Genomic DNA, 16,844 nt, shown 5'->3' on the forward strand with positions numbered 1-16,844 from the left:
CGGTGTCGCGGCGACGAGGAGCGGGGCGTGTGAAGAACGTGTGCGAGGTGCATGAGGGGACGCGAATCCACCTGTCGGAGGCCTCGCCCCTGACGTAGGTTCTACCCAGATGAGAGATACACCCCGTCCACAGGGGACTGTGGACGGTACCGGGTCGGGGCCTCCCCAGCTTCGCCCTGGGCGTGCCTCGCGCACACAACCGGAGCCTTGGCTCCGGGTCTCCTCACCGATCGGACAGTCGCCCGCCCCAAACCCCCCGGGGCGTGCGACAACCGATCTGATCGGTTCCACCGAAGGGCTTGCACCTACCCCCCCTGGTGCAAGCCTTTCGGCGTTTTTGCGGGTGCGCGTCTGCGTGGCTTGTGTTGTGGTGTGGCTGCGGGTTGGTGGGGGCTTGTCGCGCCCCGCGGCGGAGCCGCATATGTAACCGCCCCGCGCCCCTATGGGGGCGCCCTCGGCACCCGGAGCGATCACACCTGGCAGGGTGTGTGGCATGGTCAGCGTTCCGGATCCGCACCCATCGCAGCATGCACCTGCCCATGTAGACGGTGAGCGGCGTGCTGTGGTGCGGCCGGTCTGGGTCCTCGGCCCGCTCGTCCTCCTCTTCACCTTCCTGACCTGGCAGGCCGCCGTCGAGAACCCCCTTCGCCGCGCGGACGAGCGGCTCGCCGGGACGATCAGGGGCAGTCGTCTCCCGGCCGGCGCCGCCGATTTTCTCGCGGACCTCGGGAATCTCACAGTGGCCGTGCCGATCCTGCTCGCCGTTGTCGCCCACGTGTCCTGCCGGGCCCGGCGCGCGGATCTCCCCCGCTGGTGGGTGCCGCCTCTTGCGGCCCTGTCCGCCATGGTCGCCGTACCACTCCTGGTCGTTCCCCTCAAGGAAGCCATCGGCCGTACCGGTCCGCCCGGTATGGCCGGTGACGGCTATTACCCCTCGGGTCACACCGCCACGGCCGCCGTCGCCTACGGGGCGGCCGTCCTCCTCCTGCTCCCCTGGCTCCGGAGCCGCTATCGCCGCCGCGAACTCGCCATCGGCTGCCTGATGCTGGTGGCGGCGGTGAGTTTCGGTCTGGTCCGCCGCGGCTACCACTGGCCGCTGGATGTGGCGGGGAGCTGGTGTCTGTCTCTGGTGCTCCTTCAGCTGATGGTCCTAGCCGTCGCGCGATACGGTCGGGGGTCGGCGTAGGACCGGCTGGTCGGCGACGGGCACAACCAGGGGAGCACGGTGGCGGACGAGGGCGAGCGGGAACAGGTGGCTGTCACCTTCGAGCGCCGCGACTACGCGCTCACCCCGTCACCGGGCGAGGTGATCCTCCCCGCACACGGCCGCATGATCCACCACGATCCGGCCTGCCTGCACCTGACCGATTCCCAGGAGCTGGGCCGTTTCGCGGATGCGGAACGAGTGCTGTGGCGTCGACTGATCGATTCGGCTCCGTCGGACGACACCGCGGGGCGTGCGAAGTTCGCCCGGTCCATCACCTGTTCTTCGCAGGGAATCCGGGCCTTCAGGCCGGGCGGGAATGCGATCCTCGATCCGGAGGCGCGCGAAGCGCCGGAGTTCTCTGCGTCTCCGGGGTGACGGTCAGACTGGGCGCTTCTGGTTCTCGATGTAGTCCGTGACGATGCTCAGCGGTGCGCCGCCGCAGGACCCTGCAAAGTAGGACGGGGACCAGAACACGGACCCCGTGCCGATCCGGTTGATCTGGCCGGTGTACTCCGCCCGTAGGTATCGGGAGCTGACGCCCTTGAGGGAGTTGACGAGCTTGGACAGGGCGATTTTCGGCGGGTAGTGCACGAGCAGGTGGACGTGATCGCCTTCGCCGTTGAACTCGTGCAGCTGGGCGCCGAAGCTCTCGCACACCTCCCGCATGATCGCCTCGCAGCGTGTCAGCATCTCGTCGTTGAAGATCTCACGCCGGTACCTGGTGATAAACACCAAATGGACATGCAGGTTGTGGATGACATGGTTTCCCCTTCGGATATCGGGATCTGGTTCCCAGCGTGGTGACATACGCCAAGTGTAGTAGGATCAAGCGAACCTGACCGGAGGGGGTGGGCTGGATGATCCGTGCGTACAAGTTCCTCATGCGGCCCACCTTCCGTCAGGAGCGGGCGCTGGGCGAGATGCTGCGGGATCACTGCTCCCTCTACAACGGGGCCCTGCAGGAACGCCGCGACGCCTGGCGGCACGTGTCGAAGACGAGCGTCAAGTACGGGCAGCAGTCCGCTCAGTTGAAGGAGATCCGGGCGTTCGACCCGGAGCGTCAGGGCCGGTGGTCGTTCTCCTCGCAGCAGGCGACGCTGCGCCGGCTGGACAAGGCGTTCGCCGCGTTCTTCCGCCGTATCAAAGCGGGCGACAAGCCCGGCTACCCGCGCTTTCGTGGGGTGAACTGGTTCGACACGGTCGAGTTCCCCAAGGACGGCGACGGCTGCCGGTGGGACTCCGCCCCGCACGACCCCATCACCCGCGTCCGTCTCCAGGGCGTCGGCCACGTCAAGGTCAACCGGCATCGCACCGTGGTCGGCAAGGTCAAGACGGTGTCCGTGAAGCGCGAGGGCCGTAAGTGGTTCGTCGTGGTCACTGCCGAGCAGGGCCAGCCCGAACCGCTGCCCGCGACCGGCTCCGTGGTCGGCATCGATCTGGGCATCGCGAACTTCCTCGCCGACTCGAACGGCGATTTCGTGCCCAGCCCGCGCCACGGCCGCCGTGCGGCCGCGAAACTGGAGGCGGCGCAGCAGGCCGTGTCCCGGTTCCCGCGCCGCAAGGCGAAGGACCGAACCGCCAACCACCGGCGCGCGGTGGAGAAGGTAGCCCACATGCGTGGCAAGGTGCGGCGCCAGCGGCTCGACCACGCGCACAAGACCGCACTCGGCCTGGTCCGCGCACACGACTTCATCGCGCACGAAGACCTCAAGATCCGCAACATGAGCAAGGCCCCCGCGCCGAAACCCGACCCCAGCCGGCCTGGCGCCTTCCTGCCCAACGGGGCCGCTGCGAAGGCCGGACTCAACAAGTCGATCAACGATGCCGGATGGGGGGTGTTCCTGACGATCCTGCACGCCAAGGCTGAAAGCGCCGGAGTGCGACACGAAGTCGCACTAAACAAGTGGAAGCCTTTCTGAAAGGAGAGTGCGACCCAGGCCTGTGTCCGGGCCTGTTCCCCGCGCCCACATGCGTTGCTGGTAACGGCAGGGTGTGAAGCTGGGCGCTCACGCTCAAGAGCATCCCGGCCATCGGGAAGCCACAAGCAAGGGGAAAGACTGGACGGGTGAACGAAAGTGAATCTCCGACTATGCCTCGTGATTTCAAAGCTGCGCGATGGTGATGCAAACGGCAGTTGTAGGACCCGGCGTGGAAGAACGCCAGGTGATCCCCGCAGAATCGGCAGCGGGGGCAGGACACCACCGGTCCCGGGGTAGAGGAGGCACCCACCCCAGTCGCATCTTGTTGGTGCGGAACGTGGAAACCCCGTCGGGGTCCGGAGAGATCCGGTAAGCCGACCGTAAGGGAAGCAGAAGTCCCCGGCGGGAACAGGATGACCCAAGAAGCGAATGCCGACAAGCCGAAAGGCCAGGGGAAAGCGGGAACGTCCCGTATAACCCGTCGGATACGGGCCCAGGTGGCCCGGCCCGAAAGGGAGCCCACGTGGGTCGGGTGAGCCCATGAAGAACCTACGTCAAGAGACCAGAGCCAAAGGGCAAGTTGGATGCGGGGAGGGGAATCATGTGAGCGCAGGCAGCTGCCTTGAACTCGTCCGTCCCGGCGAACGGACCGGAGGGCGTTTTTTTCGACTGGCACAGCATCGACTGGGCCGAGTGCGAGGAAAGCGTACGGCGACTGAGGCGCAGAATCTTCAAGGCGACGCAGGAAGGTGACCTGAAGAAGGTCCGCAATCTGCAAAAGCTCATGCTGCGCAGCCTCTCGAACACTTTGGTAAGCGTGAAGAGGGTTACGCAGCAGAGCGCGGGACGCAAGACCGCCGGCATCGACGGGAAAGTGGCCTTGACTCCGAAGGAGCGGGGCCAACTGGCGGCTGAAATCCAACAGTCGGCAACCCCGTGGAAGGCGCAGCCGGTCAAGCGTGTGTACATCCCGAAGAGCAACGGGAAACAGCGGCCACTCGGCATCCCGGTCATTCGTGACCGGGCACTCCAGGCGCGTGTGAAAAACGCGCTGGAGCCCGAATGGGAAGCCCGGTTCGAGCCGAGGTCGTACGGCTTCCGGCCTGGCCGGGGCTGCCACGACGCGATCGAGGCCATCTACAAGGCGATGGCCCGTAAGGGCTCCACGCGATTGTGGGTGCTCGACGCGGACCTGGCGGCGGCGTTCGACCGAATCAATCACGATCGGCTCATGGGCGTACTCGGGCAGTTCCCTGGCAGGGATCTGGTACGGGGATGGCTCAAGTCTGGGGTGATGGAGAAAGGCCGGTTCGCTCCGACCGAGGAGGGGACTCCTCAAGGCGGAGTGATCAGCCCCTTGCTGATGAATGTTGCCCTGCACGGAATGGAAGAAGCTGCGGGGTGCCGCTACGTAGGGAACGGGTCTCTCCCGGAACCGCGTACGGCGCGAGACTCCCCGGTCCTGGTGCGTTATGCAGACGATTTTGTGGCCCTGTGCCACAGCGAATCGGATGCGTATCAAGTCAAGGACAGGCTGGAGCAGTGGCTCGAACCGCGAGGGCTGAGGTTCAACGGGGACAAGACCCGGATCGTTCACGCGACTCAGGGCTTTGACTTCCTTGGCTTCAACCTTCGACGCTACGGGTCAAAGCTGCTGGTAAAGCCCAGCAAATCCGCCATCAAGAGAGTCCGGGAACGGCTCAGAGTCGAGGTCAAGGCCCTGTACGGGGCCAACGCCGAGGCTGTACGCAGAAAGCTCTCCCCGATCATCCGGGGATGGGCCGCCTACTACCGGACGGTGGTCGCGTCCGAGGTCTTCACAGCCCTCGACGACTACGTGTGGAAGCTCGTCTATAAATGGGCCAAGCACACCCATCCGAAGAAACCGAAGTACTGGATCATCAAGAGCTACTTCGGCCAGTTCAACAAGTCCAGGCAGGACCAATGGGTGTTCGGCGACCGCACCAGCGGGGCCTTCCTCGTGAAGTTCGCCTGGACCAAGATTGTCCGCCACGTCCTGATCAAGGCCGGAGCGTCTCCGGATGACCCGTCCCTGACCGAGTACTGGGAAAGTCGCCGCCGCAAGAAGGCGCCACCGCCGATGGACAAGACCAGTCTTCTCCTCGCGGTCCGGCAGAAGGGGCTATGCCCCCTGTGCCGTCAAGCGCTGATCGTCGGAGCCGAATACGAACCGGACAGCCCACGCGAGTGGATCGAATGGTTCGCGGCCTCGAAGAAGATGCTCAACAAGCATCACTTCGTTTACCGGCGCGACGGCGGAGCGGACAACAGAACGAACCTTCGTCTCGTACACGCCGACTGCCATCGCCAGCACCATGCCAGCGACGGTAAACGGCCTCGTGAGCAGGAACCCGCGTAGTCCATAGGGGCTTGCTTGAGCCGGATGCGGTTAACGTCGCACGTCCGGTTCTGAGGGGGCCGGGGCACAGCAATGTGCTCCGGCTACCCGACCGGGAAGTGATCGCCGTGGACCCCCGCAACACCTCCCGCACCTGCCCCGAATGCGGGCGCACTGCGAAGGAGAACCGGCCCACACAGGAGAAGTTCCACTGCGTCTCGTGCGGCCACCACGCGCACGCCGACACGGTAGGCGCTCTCAACGTTCTACGGGCCGGGCTGGTCCGTCGCGACGCCGACCCAGCGTAACGAGAAGCCCCCGGCTTCAGCCGGGGGAGGAGTCACGTGGAACAGCTGCACCTGGCGGACCTGCTCGACTCGCTCAACCAGCGCATCCGTACGCATCTCGACCGCGAGAAGCAGATCGGCCAGGCCTTCTTCCTGCCGAACGGCGCTCCCGTCGGCCGGGGCCGGGCGTCTCCGTGTCCGCGAACTCGCCGGAGGAAGGCTGGAGTTGACCGCGGGGCCGTGTGTCGGGGTCGTCCGCCTCGACGCCTGCGAGGTCCGCGTCCTGCCCAAGTACCTGGGCGAGGAGCTGGACGTCCTGCGGATGCTGGAGTACGCGGCCGGGCGCGCACTGCCCGTGCTCGACGCGGCCCGCACGGTGCGCGAGGGAGCTCCCCATCTCCGGGACCTGGTCGCACTCCTGGTGACGGAGCACTGCGAACGGCTGCTGGCGCGCGGGGTGCGCCGCGACTATGTGACGGTCGAGGACGAACTGCCCGCGGTCCGGGGCCGGTTGCTGGCCGACCGTCAGGTCCTGCGGCACTACGGGCGGCTGGACCGGCTGGCCTGCCGCTTCGACGAGCACGACGCGGACATCGTGGACAACCGGCTGTGCGCCGCCGCACTCGATCTCGCGGCGCGTACGGCGCGCTCCCCCGCGGTACGCGCCAGGGCCCGGCGAGCCGCCGCTCAGTTCGCCCAGGTGGCCCCGACACCGCTCGGTGATCTGCGCACGGCCCTGGCGGGGCTCGACTACCACCGGCACAACAGCCACTACGAGACCGCGCATCGCTGGGCGGCGCTGCTCCTGTCCGGCGGCGGCATCACGGACCTGTTCGCCGGAGGGTCGCTCTCCTCCCGGGCGTTCCTCATCGACATGAACGTGCTGTTCGAGTCGTTCGCCACCCAGCTGCTGCGGGAGGCCGCGGCCGGTACGGGCTATGTCGTCCGGGGCCAGTCCCGGCACGCCGGGGTGCTGCACGACGAGCGAACGGGCCGCTCCTACACCGAGGTTCGGCCCGACGTCCTGCTCTCCGGCAGTGTCGACGGGGCACCACTGACGCGCCCCGTCGACATCAAGTACAAGCTGTACGAGGGCAGCGGGCTCGCGACCGCCGACCTCTACCAGGCGTTTCTCTACGCCCATGCGCTGGGCCGGCAGCCCGGTGGCGGGCCGCCCACCTGTGTCCTGCTGCATCCCGGCGGGACGGGCGGGTCGTCGGTGTCACGCGAGAGCGTTGCCGTGCGCCGCTGGGACGGCAGCACTTCGGCCCGCGTACGGTCCGTGTCCCTCGACCTGCCGTCGGTGCTCGGCGCCCTGGGAGGCGCCGAGCGGAAGACGACACTACGGAAGACGGCAACGCTCACGAGGCTGCTCGCGGCAGTGCTGGAGTGACTCCGCCACCACCGCGAAGCCGCCCCCTCAGCCCCCTCAGCCGAAGTAGCTGTCGAAGTTCTTCGAGAACTCCCACCCCCCGTACCGGTCCCAGTTGATCGACCAGGTCATCAGGCCGCGGAGGGCGGGCCAGGTGCCGTGGGTCGTGTACGAGCCGCAGTTGGTCTTCTTGGTCAGGCAGTCGAGGGCCTTGTTGGTCTCGGACGACGGTACGTGGCCGTTGCCCGCGTTCGTGGTCGCCGGCATGCCGATCGCGACCTGGTCGGCGCGCAGCGGCGGGAAGACGTTGTTGGCGTCGCCCGCGACCGGGAAGCCCGTGAGGAGCATGTCGGTCATGGCGATGTGGAAGTCGGCGCCGCCCATGGTGTGGTACTGGTTGTCGAGGCCCATGATCGGGCCCGAGTTGTAGTCCTGGACGTGCAGGAGCGTCAGGTCGTCGCGCAGGGCGTGGATGACCGGGAGGTAGGCGCCGGCGCGCGGGTCCTGGCCGCCCCACTTGCCGGTTCCGTAGTACTGGTAGCCGAGTTGGACGAAGAACGTCTCCGGCGCCATCGACAGGACGAAGCCGGCGCCGTACTTGGCCTTGAGGGTCTTCACGGCCGAGATGAGGTTCACGATCACCGGCGTCTTCGGGTTCTTGAAGTCCGTGTCGTCGGCGTTCAGGGAGAGCGAGTGGCCCTCGAAGTCGATGTCCAGGCCGTCCAGACCGTAGGTGTCGATGATCTTCGAGACCGAGGAGACGAACGCGTCACGGGCCGCCGTCGTCGTCAGTTGTACCTGGCCGTTCTGGCCGCCGATGGATATCAGGACCTTCTTGCCCGCGGCCTGCTTCGCCTTGACGGCCGCCTTGAAGTCGGCCTCGCTCTCGACGTTCGGGCACTCGGTGGCCGGGCAGAGGCTGAAGCGGATGTCCCCCGAGGTGGTCGAGGTGGGTTCACCGAAGGCCAGGTTGATGACGTCCCAGCTGTCGGGGACGTCGGCCATCCGCGTATAGCCCGAGCCGTTGGCGAAGCTCGCGTGGAGGTAGCCGACCAGGGCGTGGGCGGGGATGTCCGAAGGATTGCCGCCGCCCGTACCCGCCTTCGTCGTCGCCGTGACGGCGGGGGACTTGGCGGACTCGCCGGCCGCGTTCACGGCGGTGACCTGGAAGGAGTACGCGGTGGAGGGGGACAGCCCGGAGACGGTGGCCGAAGTGCCGCTCACCGACTGGATCTTCGTACCGTTGCGGTGGATCGCGTAGCCCGTCGCGCCGGGGACCGACGGCCAGGAGAGGCCGACGCTGGTGGACGTGACCGTGCCGACCGTGGGGGCGGTCGGGGCGGCCGGGGGTTGTGCGGCGTCGGCGCCCGGACCGACCAGGGAGATGTCGTCGGCGTGGTACGCGGCGGTGCCGTACCAGCCGTTGGTGTAGATGGTGACGCTGGTGGTGGACGGGCCGGTGCGGAAGGTCGTGGTGAGCCGCTGCCAGTCCGGCGCGGACTGGGTCCACGTGGAGACGTCGGTGGTACCGGTGCCGCTCGCGCCGAGGTAGGCGTAGTCGCCCCGGACGTATCCGGCGAGGGTGTACTGGGAGTCGGGCTTGACGGTCACGGTCTGCGCGCAGCGCGCGTTGTCACTGCCGGCCGGGGTCGCCTTCAGTGCTGAACCGCCGCTCCGCACGGGTGTGGTGACCACGCTGCCCGCCGTGCAGGTCCAGCCGTCGAGGCCCGCCTCGAACCCGCCGTTCCTGGCGAGGTCCGCGTCGGCCGCACGGGCGGGCGACGAGAGCGCGGTGATGCCGGGTACGGCCAGGACGGTGGCCGCACAGAGGGCTAGGACTGATCTGACGCGATCCACAAGTACCTCCTGGCGTGGGGGAATTGGAGGGTGGAGCGCGCCCAATTTGGTCCAGACCAATCCAGGTTGTCAAGACCTCCGGCGACTGGCCGCGGTCATCGGCGACTGGCCGCGGTCATCAGCCGCTGTCCGCGATCATCAGCGACCGTCCGCCGCCGTCGACGGCTGGCTGGGGTCGTCGACGGCTGGCTGGGGTCGTCGGTCGCCAGACGCACCGCCGCCTCGTGCATGGCCAGTTCCAGCAGCGTCGGGTCGGTGAGCGTGCCGGAGCCGTCCGGCGGGACCAGCCGGCGGACTCCGCCGGTCGACCTCCCCGGTTCAGACAGAGGCGGGTCAGGCGGTCTCAGCTGTCGAAGCCGAGCCCCAGTCTGTCCATGGTCCTGAGCCACAGATTGCGTCGGCCGCCGTGCGCGTCCGCCCGCGCCAGGGACCATTTGGTGAGCGCGATCCCCGTCCACGCGAACGGCTCCGGCGGGAAGGGCAGCGGCTTCTTGCGGACCATCTCCAGCGACGTACGCTCCGTGCGCTCCCCCGACAGCAGGTCGAGCATCACGTCCGCGCCGAAGCGGGTGGCGCCGACGCCGAGGCCCGTGAAGCCCGCCGCGTAGGACACGCGGCCCTGGTGGGCGGTGCCGAAGAAGGCCGAGAAGCGGGAGCAGGTGTCGATCGCGCCGCCCCACGCGTGGCTGAAGCGGACGCCCTCCAGCTGCGGGAAGCAGGTGAAGAAGTGCCCGGCGAGCTTCGCGTACGTCTCCGGCCGGTCGTCGTACTCGGCGCGCACTCGGCCCCCGTACGGATAGACCGCGTCGTAGCCTCCCCACAGGATCCGGTTGTCGGCGGACAGGCGGAAGTAGTGGAACTGGTTCGCCGAGTCCCCGAGGCCCTGCCGGTTCCGCCAGCCGATCGACGCGAGCTGGTCGGCGGTCAGCGGCTCGGTCATCAGGGCGTAGTCGTAGACCGGGACGGTGTACGAGCGCACGCGTCTGACCAGGTTCGGGAAGATGTTGGTGCCGAGGGCGACCCGGCGGGCGCGGATGCTGCCGTACGGCGTGCGTACGGCCATTCCGGCGCCGTACGGCTTGAGGGTGAGCGCGGGCGTGTGCTCGTACACGCGGACGCCGAGTTCGACGCAGGCGCGCTTGAGGCCCCAGGCGAGCTTGGCGGGGTGCAGCAGGGCGACGCCGCGGCGGTCGTGGAGGCCGGCCAGGAAGGTCGGTGAGTCGACTTGTCCCCGTACGGCGTCGGTGTCCAGGTACTCGACGTCGTCCGCCAGGCCCTCGCGCTCCAACTCCTCGTACCAGTCCCGGAGTTCGGCCGCCTGGTACGGCTCGGTGGCGACGTCGATCTCGCCGGTGCGCTCGAAGTCGCAGTCGAGGGAGTAGCGGGCGACGGTCGCCTCGATGCCGTCGAGGTTGCGGGCGCCCAGCTCCTCCAGCTGGTGGATCTCGTCGGGCCAGCGGGTCAGGCCGTTGGCCAGGCCGTGGGTGAGGGAGGCGGCGCAGAAGCCGCCGTTGCGGCCCGAGGCGGCCCAGCCCGCCTCGCGGCCCTCGACCAGGACCACCTCGCGACCGGGGTCGCGCTCCTTGGCGAGGAGCGCGGTCCACAGCCCGCTGTAGCCGCCGCCGACGACGAGCAGGTCGCAGGTCTCGACGGTGGTGAGGGCGGGTTCGGGGCGGGGCCTGCCGGGGTCGTCCAGCCAGTACGAGACCGGCTGGGCGTCGGAGAGGGACTTCGCCCAGTTCTTGTCACGGCTCATGGCGCTTGGGGCCATGATTTCAACTCCCTACGACTGCTGCTTTCTTGAAGTTTCCTGATGTTCTTGAAGCCTCTTGAAGCGCTATGCCTTTTGGCGGTTTCGGCGGTTGCCGATGACCATTCCGGCCAGCACGAACAGTACGGCGACGATGAACATGGCCGTACCGATGACATTGATCTGAACGGGTGTGCCGCGCTGGGCCGAGCCCCAGACGAACATGGGGAAGGTGACGGTCGAGCCCGCGTTGAAATTGGTGATGATGAAGTCGTCGAAGGAGAGCGCGAAGGCGAGCAGCGCTCCCGCGGCGATTCCGGGGGCGGCGATGGGCAGGGTGACGCGGACGAAGGTCTGCACGGGACCCGCGTACAGGTCCTGGGCGGCCTGCTCCAGCCTCGGGTCCATCGACATGACTCGGGCCTTGACGGCGGTGACCACGAAGCTCAGACAGAACATGATGTGGGCGATCAGGATGGTCCAGAAGCCCAGTTCGGCGCCCAGGTTGAGGAAGAGCGTGAGCAGCGAGGCGGCCATCACGACCTCGGGCATCGCCATCGGCAGGAAGATCAGCGAGTTCACGGCGCCGCGCGCGCGGAAGCGGTAGCGGACGAGCGCGAAGGCGATCATCGTGCCGAGGACGGTGGCGCCGAGGGTCGCCCAGGCCGCGATCTGCAGGCTCAGCGAGAGCGAGCCGCACAGGTCGGCGACCCCGCAGGGATCGGTCCATGCCTCCGTGGAGAACTGCTGCCATTCGTAGTTGAAGCGCCCCTTCGGATTGTTGAAGGAGAACACCGTGACGACGATGTTCGGCAGCAGCAGATAACCGAGGGTCAGCAGACCCGCGATGACGACGAGACGGCGCTTCAGCCAGCGTACGAGGGCCATTTAAACCAGATCCTCCGTCCCGGACTTGCGAATGTAGAGGGTGACGATGGCGAGGATCCCGGCCATGAGAATGAACGAGAGCGCCGCGGCCGTCGGATAGTCGAGAATCCGCAGGAACTGGGTCTGGATGACGTTTCCGACCATGCGGGTGTCGGTGGAGCCGAGCAGATCGGCGTTCACGTAGTCGCCGCTCGCCGGGATGAACGTGAGCAGCGTCCCGGAGACGACACCGGGCATCGACAGCGGGAACGTCACCTTGCGGAAGGTGGTGAAGGGCTTCGCGTACAGGTCGCCCGCCGCCTCGTGCAGCCGCCCGTCGATCCGCTCAAGGGAGGTGTAGAGCGGCAGGATCATGAACGGCAGGAAGTTGTACGTGAGACCGCAGACCACGGCGAGCGGCGTGGCGAGGACCCGGTCCCCGGCCGTGATGCCGAGCCAGCTGGTGACGTCCAGGACGTGCAGCGAGTTGAGGGCGCCGACGACCGGGCCGCCGTCCGCGAGGATCGTCTTCCAGGCGAGCGTACGGATCAGGAAGCTGGTGAAGAACGGGGCGATCACCAGGATCAGGATCAGGTTGCGCCAGCGGCCCGCGCGGAACGCGATCAGATACGCGAGCGGGTAGCCGAGCAGCAGACAAAGGATCGTGGCGGTACCGGCGTACGCGATGGAGCGCAGGAACTGCGGCCAGTACTCGGACACCGCGTCCCAGTACGTCGCGAAGTGCCAGGTGACCTTGTAGCCCTCCTCCAGGGAGCCCGTCTGCACGGACGTGGAGGCCTGGTAGACCATCGGCAGAGCGAAGAAGACGAGCAGCCAGAGGATGCCGGGGAGCAGCAGCCAGTACGGGGTGAGGCGGCCGCGCTTTCCGGGCGGGCGTTCCTTCGGTGCGGGGGTCGGCGCCAGGGGTGGCGCCTCGGTGACAGTGGTCATCAGGCCGCCACCCCCTCTTCTTGCCCCACCGTCTCCACGCCCGCGTCGATGTCCTGAGCGGCGTCCAGGCCGAACGTGTGGGCCGGGTTCCAGTGCAGGACGACCTCGGCACCGCGCACGAGCCGGGAGTCGCGGTCGATGTTCTGGGCGTAGACCTCGAACTCGGGGCAGACCGGGCTGTCGATGACGTACTGCGTGGAGACGCCGATGAAGCTGGAGTCGGCGATCGTGCCGGTGATGCGGTTGCGGCCGACGGGTATCTCGCCCGCGTCGTCGGCGTGCGTGAGCGAGATCTTCTCGGGGCGGACGCCGACGAGAACCTTGCCGCCGGTCGCCGTGGGCGCGGAACATCGCGCCTCGGGCAGGACGAGCTTGCCGCCGCCCGCCTTGAGGACGATCTCGGCGCCGCTCCTGGTGTCGACCTCGGCCTCGATGAGGTTCGAGGTGCCGAGGAAGTTGGCGACGAAGGTGGTCTGCGGGTTCTCGTAGAGGTCGGCGGGCGAGCCGAGCTGTTCGACACGGCCCGCGTTCATCACGGCGACCGTGTCGGCCATCGTCATGGCCTCCTCCTGGTCGTGTGTGACGTGCACGAAGGTGATGCCGACCTCGGTCTGGATGCGCTTGAGCTCCAGCTGCATCTGGCGGCGCAGCTTGAGGTCGAGGGCGCCTAGGGGTTCGTCGAGAAGGAGGACCTTGGGGGTGTTGATCAGCGCGCGGGCCACGGCGACGCGCTGCTGCTGGCCGCCGGAGAGCTGGTGCGGCTTCTTGCGGGCCTGCTCGCCGAGCTGGACGAGGTCGAGCATGTCCTCGACCTGCTTCTTCACCGACTTGATGCCGCGCCGGCGCAGACCGAAGGCGACGTTCTCGAAGATGTCGAGGTGCGGGAAGAGCGCGTACGACTGGAAGACGGTGTTCACAGGCCGCTTGTACGGCGGCAGGTTCGTCACGTCCTGGTCGCCGAGCGCGACGGAGCCGGAGGAAGGTTCCTCCAGACCGGCGATCATCCGCAGGGTGGTGGTCTTGCCGCAGCCTGAGGCGCCGAGCAGGGCGAAGAACGAGCCCTGGGGGACGGTCAGGTCGAGCGGGTGGACGGCGGTGAAGGAGCCGTAGGTCTTGCTGATTCCGGAGAGGCGGACGTCGCCGCCGGTGTCTTTCGTCATGGTGTGGTCCCTGGGTGTCGGGGTCGTCTGTGGTCCGGGGGCGGGACACGGAAGCCGTGCCGCACGGGCAGGTCCGAGGCGGAGCCGGCACTGCCGCCCGGAACGCCGGGCACCCGCCCTCGCGACCCGAACCACCGATTCCGCACCCGCCGGAGGCGTTACGCCCCGGTCAGCTTCGCGAACTTCTCTTCGTAGGCCGTCTCTTCCTTCGCGCTCAGGGAGCGGAAGGAGTGGGACTTGGCCGCCATGGCGGCGTCCGGAATGATCAGCGGGTTGTCGGCCGCCGACTCGTCGATCTTCGCCAGCTCGGCCTTCACTCCGTCGACGGGACAGACGTAGTTGATGTACGCGGCGAGCTGGGCGGCCGGAGCGGGCTCGTAGTAGTAGTCGATGAGCCGTTCGGCGTTGGTCTTGTGCCGGGCCTTGTTGGGGACCAGCAGGTTGTCCGTGGACGTCAGATAGCCGCTGTCCGGGATGACGAAGTCGACGTCCGGGCTGTCCGCCTTGAGCTGGACGACGTCACCGGCCCAGGCGACACAGGCCGCGAGGTCGCCCTTGGTGAGGTCGGAGGTGTAGTCGTTGCCGGTGAAGCGGCGGATCTGGCCCTGGTCGACGGCCTTCTGGAGGCGGGCGATCGCCGCGTCGAAGTCGTCGTCGGTGAACTTCGCCGGGTCCTTGCCCAGGTCGAGCAGCGTCATGCCGATGCTGTCGCGCATCTCGGACAGGAAGCCGATGCGCCCCTTGAGCTTGGGATTGTCGAGCATGTCGGAGAGGGACTTCACCTCCACGCCGTCCAGCGCCTTCTTGTTGTAGGCGATGACCGTGGAGATACCGGTCCAGGGGTACGAGTACGCGCGTCCCGGGTCCCAGTCCGGCGTACGGAACTGCTGGGACAGGTTGGCGTACGCGTGCGGCAGGTTGGACGCGTCCAGCTTCTGCACCCAGCCGAAGCGGATGAGCCGGGCGGCCAGCCAGTCGGTGACACAGATCAGGTCGCGTCCGGTGGCCTGGCCCGCCGCGAGCTGCGGCTTGATCTTCCCGAAGAACTCGACGTTGTCGTTGATGTCCTCGGTGTACTTGACCTTGATGCCGGTGCGCTTGGTGAACGCGTCGAGCGTGGGGTGGTGCTTCTCGCTGTCGTCGACGTCCATGTACTCGGTCCAGTTGGAGAAGGTGATCTGCTTCTCCTTGGCCGAGTGGTCCTCGGACGAGACGCCCGCGGTGTTCTTCGCCGCGGGTATCCCGCAGGCGCTCAGCGTCCCGAGCCCGCCCAGGGCGAGCGCGCCGCCGGTGGACGCGCGCAGCAGCGAACGGCGGGTGAGGGAGGCCCTGCCGTTGCTGAGGCCGCGCCGCATGGCGGCGAGTCGGGCCGGGGACAGGCGGTCGGGCTCGTACTGCTCCATGCTCGTGGTGCCCTTTCGGGAGGGTGCGGCCTGGTCTGGGCCGGTGGCGACTAACGGTCCCCGAAGATCGTGCGGTGCCAGTCCTTCCTGGCCACCGCGGTGTTGTCGAACATGACGTGCTTGATCTGGGTGTACTCCTCGAACGAGTACGAGGACATGTCCTTGCCGAAGCCGGACGCCTTGTATCCGCCGTGCGGCATCTCGCTGATGATCGGGATGTGGTCGTTGACCCACACACAGCCCGCCTTGATCTCGCGCGTGGCACGGTTCGCGCGGTACACGTCACGGCTCCACGCGGAAGCGGCGAGACCGTACGGCGAATCGTTGGCGAGCCGGATGCCTTCGTCGTCGCTGTCGAAGGGGAGCACGACGAGAACAGGGCCGAAGAGCTCGGACTGCACGATCTCGCTGTCCTGGGCGGCGTCCGCGACGAGGGTGGGCCGGTAGTACGCGCCGTGCTTGAGGTCCTGCGGGATCTCGCCGCCGGTGACCACGCGCGCGTAGGACCGTGCCCGGTCGACGAATCCGGCGACGCGGTCGCGCTGGGCGACCGAGATGAGCGGCCCGAGGTCGGTGTCGGGTGCGAAGGGATCGCCGAGCCGGACGGTCCCCATCAGCTCCGCCGTCCGGGAAACGAACTCTTCGTAGAGGGGCCTTTGGACGTACGCGCGCGTGGCGGCCGTGCAGTCCTGTCCCGTGTTGATGAGCGCGCCCGCCACCGCGCCGTGCACGGCGGCCTCCAGGTCCGCGTCGTCGAAGACCACGAAGGGGGCCTTGCCGCCGAGCTCCAGGTGAAGGCGCGTGACGGTGGCGGTAGCGATCTCGGCGACGCGCTTACCGACGGCGGTGGAGCCGGTGAACGAAGTCATCGCGACGTCGGGATGCCCGACGAGATGCTCACCGGCGTCCTTGCCCGCCCCGGTGACGATATTGACGACACCGTCCGGGATGCCCGCTTGGGTGGCCGCCTCGGCGAACAGCAGCGAGGTGAGCGGGGTGAGCTCGGCGGGCTTCAGGACGATGGTGTTGCCCGCGGCGATCGCCGGGAGGATCTTCCAGGCGGCCATCTGGAGGGGATAGTTCCAGGGGGCGATGGAGCCGACGACACCGATGGGTTCACGGCGTACGTACGAGGTGTGGTCGCCGGAGTACTCGCCCGCGGACTGCCCCTGCAGATGCCGGGCGGCGCCCGCGAAGAAGGCGGTGTTGTCGATCGTGCCCGGGACGTCGAACTCCCGGGTCAGCTTGATCGGCTTGCCGCACTGGAGGGACTCCGCCTGCGCGAACTCCTCGGCGCGGTCGGCCAGCACGGCGGCGAAGCGGTGCATGGCGTCGGAGCGCTCGCCCGGGGTGGTGGCGGCCCAGCCCGGGAACGCCTCGCGGGCGGCGGCGACGGCCGCGTCCACGTCCGCCGTACCGGCCAGCTCGTACGTGTAGACCTCGTCGCCGGTGGCCGGGTCGACGACCGCGTGCGTGCGGCCGGACGTGCCCTTGGTCAGCCGCCCCGCGATGTACTGCGCGCCCGCCTCGAAGCGGTCCTGCGCCGGGAAGCGGTCCTGTGCCTGGAAGCGATGGCCCGGATTGTGCATGTCGCTCTCCTCCGCCGTCCTCCCCGTGCACCGGGGGTGGGCGTAGCTCCAGCTCGATTTGAGTGCCGATCCTGACAGAGCAACCGTCCTCCAACAAGTGATTCCGTTGTTGCCTTTTGGTTA

13 protein-coding genes and 2 pseudogenes are annotated in these 16,844 nt (G+C 67.9%); 6 read left to right on the forward strand and 9 right to left on the reverse strand.

Going from position 1 to position 16,844, the window contains the following annotated elements; all coding sequences use genetic code 11:
* Positions 1-562 precede the first annotated feature (562 nt).
* Both OHA11_RS11970 and OHA11_RS11975 read left to right on the forward strand, forming a co-directional pair.
* Positions 563-1,186, forward strand: coding sequence for a phosphatase PAP2 family protein (locus OHA11_RS11970; protein ID WP_323186551.1), 624 nt, complete (start codon positions 563-565; stop codon positions 1,184-1,186).
* A gap of 39 nt (positions 1,187-1,225) precedes the next feature.
* On the forward strand, positions 1,226-1,582 hold the full coding sequence (locus tag OHA11_RS11975) for a hypothetical protein (protein WP_266495121.1): 357 nt from the start codon (positions 1,226-1,228) through the stop codon (positions 1,580-1,582).
* A gap of 3 nt (positions 1,583-1,585) precedes the next feature.
* Here the strand turns inward: OHA11_RS11975 and tnpA are convergent, their stop codons facing one another.
* Positions 1,586-2,014 carry an IS200/IS605 family transposase gene (gene tnpA / locus OHA11_RS11980; protein ID WP_266495124.1) on the reverse strand — a complete coding sequence of 143 codons (429 nt, stop codon included), beginning with the start codon at positions 2,012-2,014 and terminating at the stop codon, positions 1,586-1,588.
* A gap of 50 nt (positions 2,015-2,064) precedes the next feature.
* Between tnpA and OHA11_RS11985 the strand changes: the two genes are divergently transcribed.
* The 4 genes and pseudogenes from OHA11_RS11985 (at position 2,065) to OHA11_RS12000 (ending at position 7,165) form a co-directional block, all read left to right on the forward strand.
* Positions 2,065-3,126: a transposase gene (locus OHA11_RS11985; protein ID WP_266495127.1), complete on the forward strand. Its 1,062-nt coding sequence runs from the start codon at positions 2,065-2,067 to the stop codon at positions 3,124-3,126.
* Between the two features lie 622 nt (positions 3,127-3,748).
* The gene (gene ltrA, locus OHA11_RS11990) at positions 3,749-5,506 is read left to right on the forward strand and encodes a group II intron reverse transcriptase/maturase (RefSeq protein WP_266495129.1); all 1,758 of its coding nucleotides are present in this window, start codon (positions 3,749-3,751) and stop codon (positions 5,504-5,506) included.
* Between the two features lie 92 nt (positions 5,507-5,598).
* Positions 5,599-5,793: pseudogene (locus OHA11_RS11995) on the forward strand (zinc ribbon domain-containing protein); the annotation flags it as partial.
* Between the two features lie 205 nt (positions 5,794-5,998).
* Positions 5,999-7,165 (forward strand): McrC family protein, encoded by a 1,167-nt coding sequence (locus tag OHA11_RS12000; RefSeq protein WP_266495132.1) that lies wholly within the window; start codon positions 5,999-6,001, stop codon positions 7,163-7,165.
* A gap of 36 nt (positions 7,166-7,201) precedes the next feature.
* Here OHA11_RS12000 and OHA11_RS12005 read toward each other — a convergent pair whose 3' ends face one another.
* From OHA11_RS12005 to OHA11_RS12040, 8 genes and pseudogenes are all read right to left on the reverse strand, one after another.
* Positions 7,202-9,001 carry a chitinase gene (locus tag OHA11_RS12005; protein WP_266495134.1) on the reverse strand — a complete coding sequence of 600 codons (1,800 nt, stop codon included), beginning with the start codon at positions 8,999-9,001 and terminating at the stop codon, positions 7,202-7,204.
* Positions 9,002-9,096: 95 nt separating this feature from the next.
* Positions 9,097-9,318: pseudogene (locus OHA11_RS12010) on the reverse strand (hypothetical protein); the annotation flags it as partial.
* A 26-nt stretch (positions 9,319-9,344) separates the two neighbouring features.
* Positions 9,345-10,772, reverse strand: coding sequence for an FAD-binding oxidoreductase (locus tag OHA11_RS12015; RefSeq protein WP_266495137.1), 1,428 nt, complete (start codon positions 10,770-10,772; stop codon positions 9,345-9,347).
* Between the two features lie 66 nt (positions 10,773-10,838).
* Complete coding sequence (locus OHA11_RS12020) at positions 10,839-11,639, reverse strand: ABC transporter permease (protein WP_266495139.1); 801 nt, start codon at positions 11,637-11,639, stop codon at positions 10,839-10,841.
* A complete protein-coding gene (locus OHA11_RS12025) occupies positions 11,640-12,569 on the reverse strand; it encodes an ABC transporter permease (protein WP_266495142.1) in 930 nt (309 codons plus the stop codon).
* Complete coding sequence (locus tag OHA11_RS12030) at positions 12,569-13,729, reverse strand: ABC transporter ATP-binding protein (RefSeq protein WP_266495149.1); 1,161 nt, start codon at positions 13,727-13,729, stop codon at positions 12,569-12,571. Before OHA11_RS12030 ends, OHA11_RS12025 begins: the two co-directional genes overlap by 1 nt.
* 158 nt (positions 13,730-13,887) lie before the next feature.
* On the reverse strand, positions 13,888-15,132 hold the full coding sequence (locus OHA11_RS12035) for a spermidine/putrescine ABC transporter substrate-binding protein (protein ID WP_266495152.1): 1,245 nt from the start codon (positions 15,130-15,132) through the stop codon (positions 13,888-13,890).
* 50 nt (positions 15,133-15,182) lie between these two features.
* The gene (locus OHA11_RS12040; protein WP_266495155.1) at positions 15,183-16,721 is read right to left on the reverse strand and encodes a gamma-aminobutyraldehyde dehydrogenase; all 1,539 of its coding nucleotides are present in this window, start codon (positions 16,719-16,721) and stop codon (positions 15,183-15,185) included.
* Positions 16,722-16,844: the final 123 nt, after the last annotated feature.

Source organism: Streptomyces sp. NBC_00878 (genome assembly GCF_026341515.1).
Lineage (GTDB): Bacteria > Actinomycetota > Actinomycetes > Streptomycetales > Streptomycetaceae > Streptomyces.

Bases quoted from the DNA above. Each gene is read 5' to 3' on its own strand.
- tnpA (WP_266495124.1), bottom strand. From the start codon at position 2,014: ATGTCACCACGCTGGGAACCAGATCCCGATATCCGAAGGGGAAACCAT.
- OHA11_RS11985 (WP_266495127.1), top strand. From the start codon at position 2,065: ATGATCCGTGCGTACAAGTTCCTCATGCGGCCCACCTTCCGTCAGGAG.
- OHA11_RS12015 (WP_266495137.1), bottom strand. From the start codon at position 10,772: ATGGCCCCAAGCGCCATGAGCCGTGACAAGAACTGGGCGAAGTCCCTC.
- OHA11_RS12020 (WP_266495139.1), bottom strand. From the start codon at position 11,639: ATGGCCCTCGTACGCTGGCTGAAGCGCCGTCTCGTCGTCATCGCGGGT.
- OHA11_RS12025 (WP_266495142.1), bottom strand. From the start codon at position 12,569: ATGACCACTGTCACCGAGGCGCCACCCCTGGCGCCGACCCCCGCACCG.
- OHA11_RS12030 (WP_266495149.1), bottom strand. From the start codon at position 13,729: ATGACGAAAGACACCGGCGGCGACGTCCGCCTCTCCGGAATCAGCAAG.
- OHA11_RS12035 (WP_266495152.1), bottom strand. From the start codon at position 15,132: ATGGAGCAGTACGAGCCCGACCGCCTGTCCCCGGCCCGACTCGCCGCC.
- OHA11_RS12040 (WP_266495155.1), bottom strand. From the start codon at position 16,721: ATGCACAATCCGGGCCATCGCTTCCAGGCACAGGACCGCTTCCCGGCG.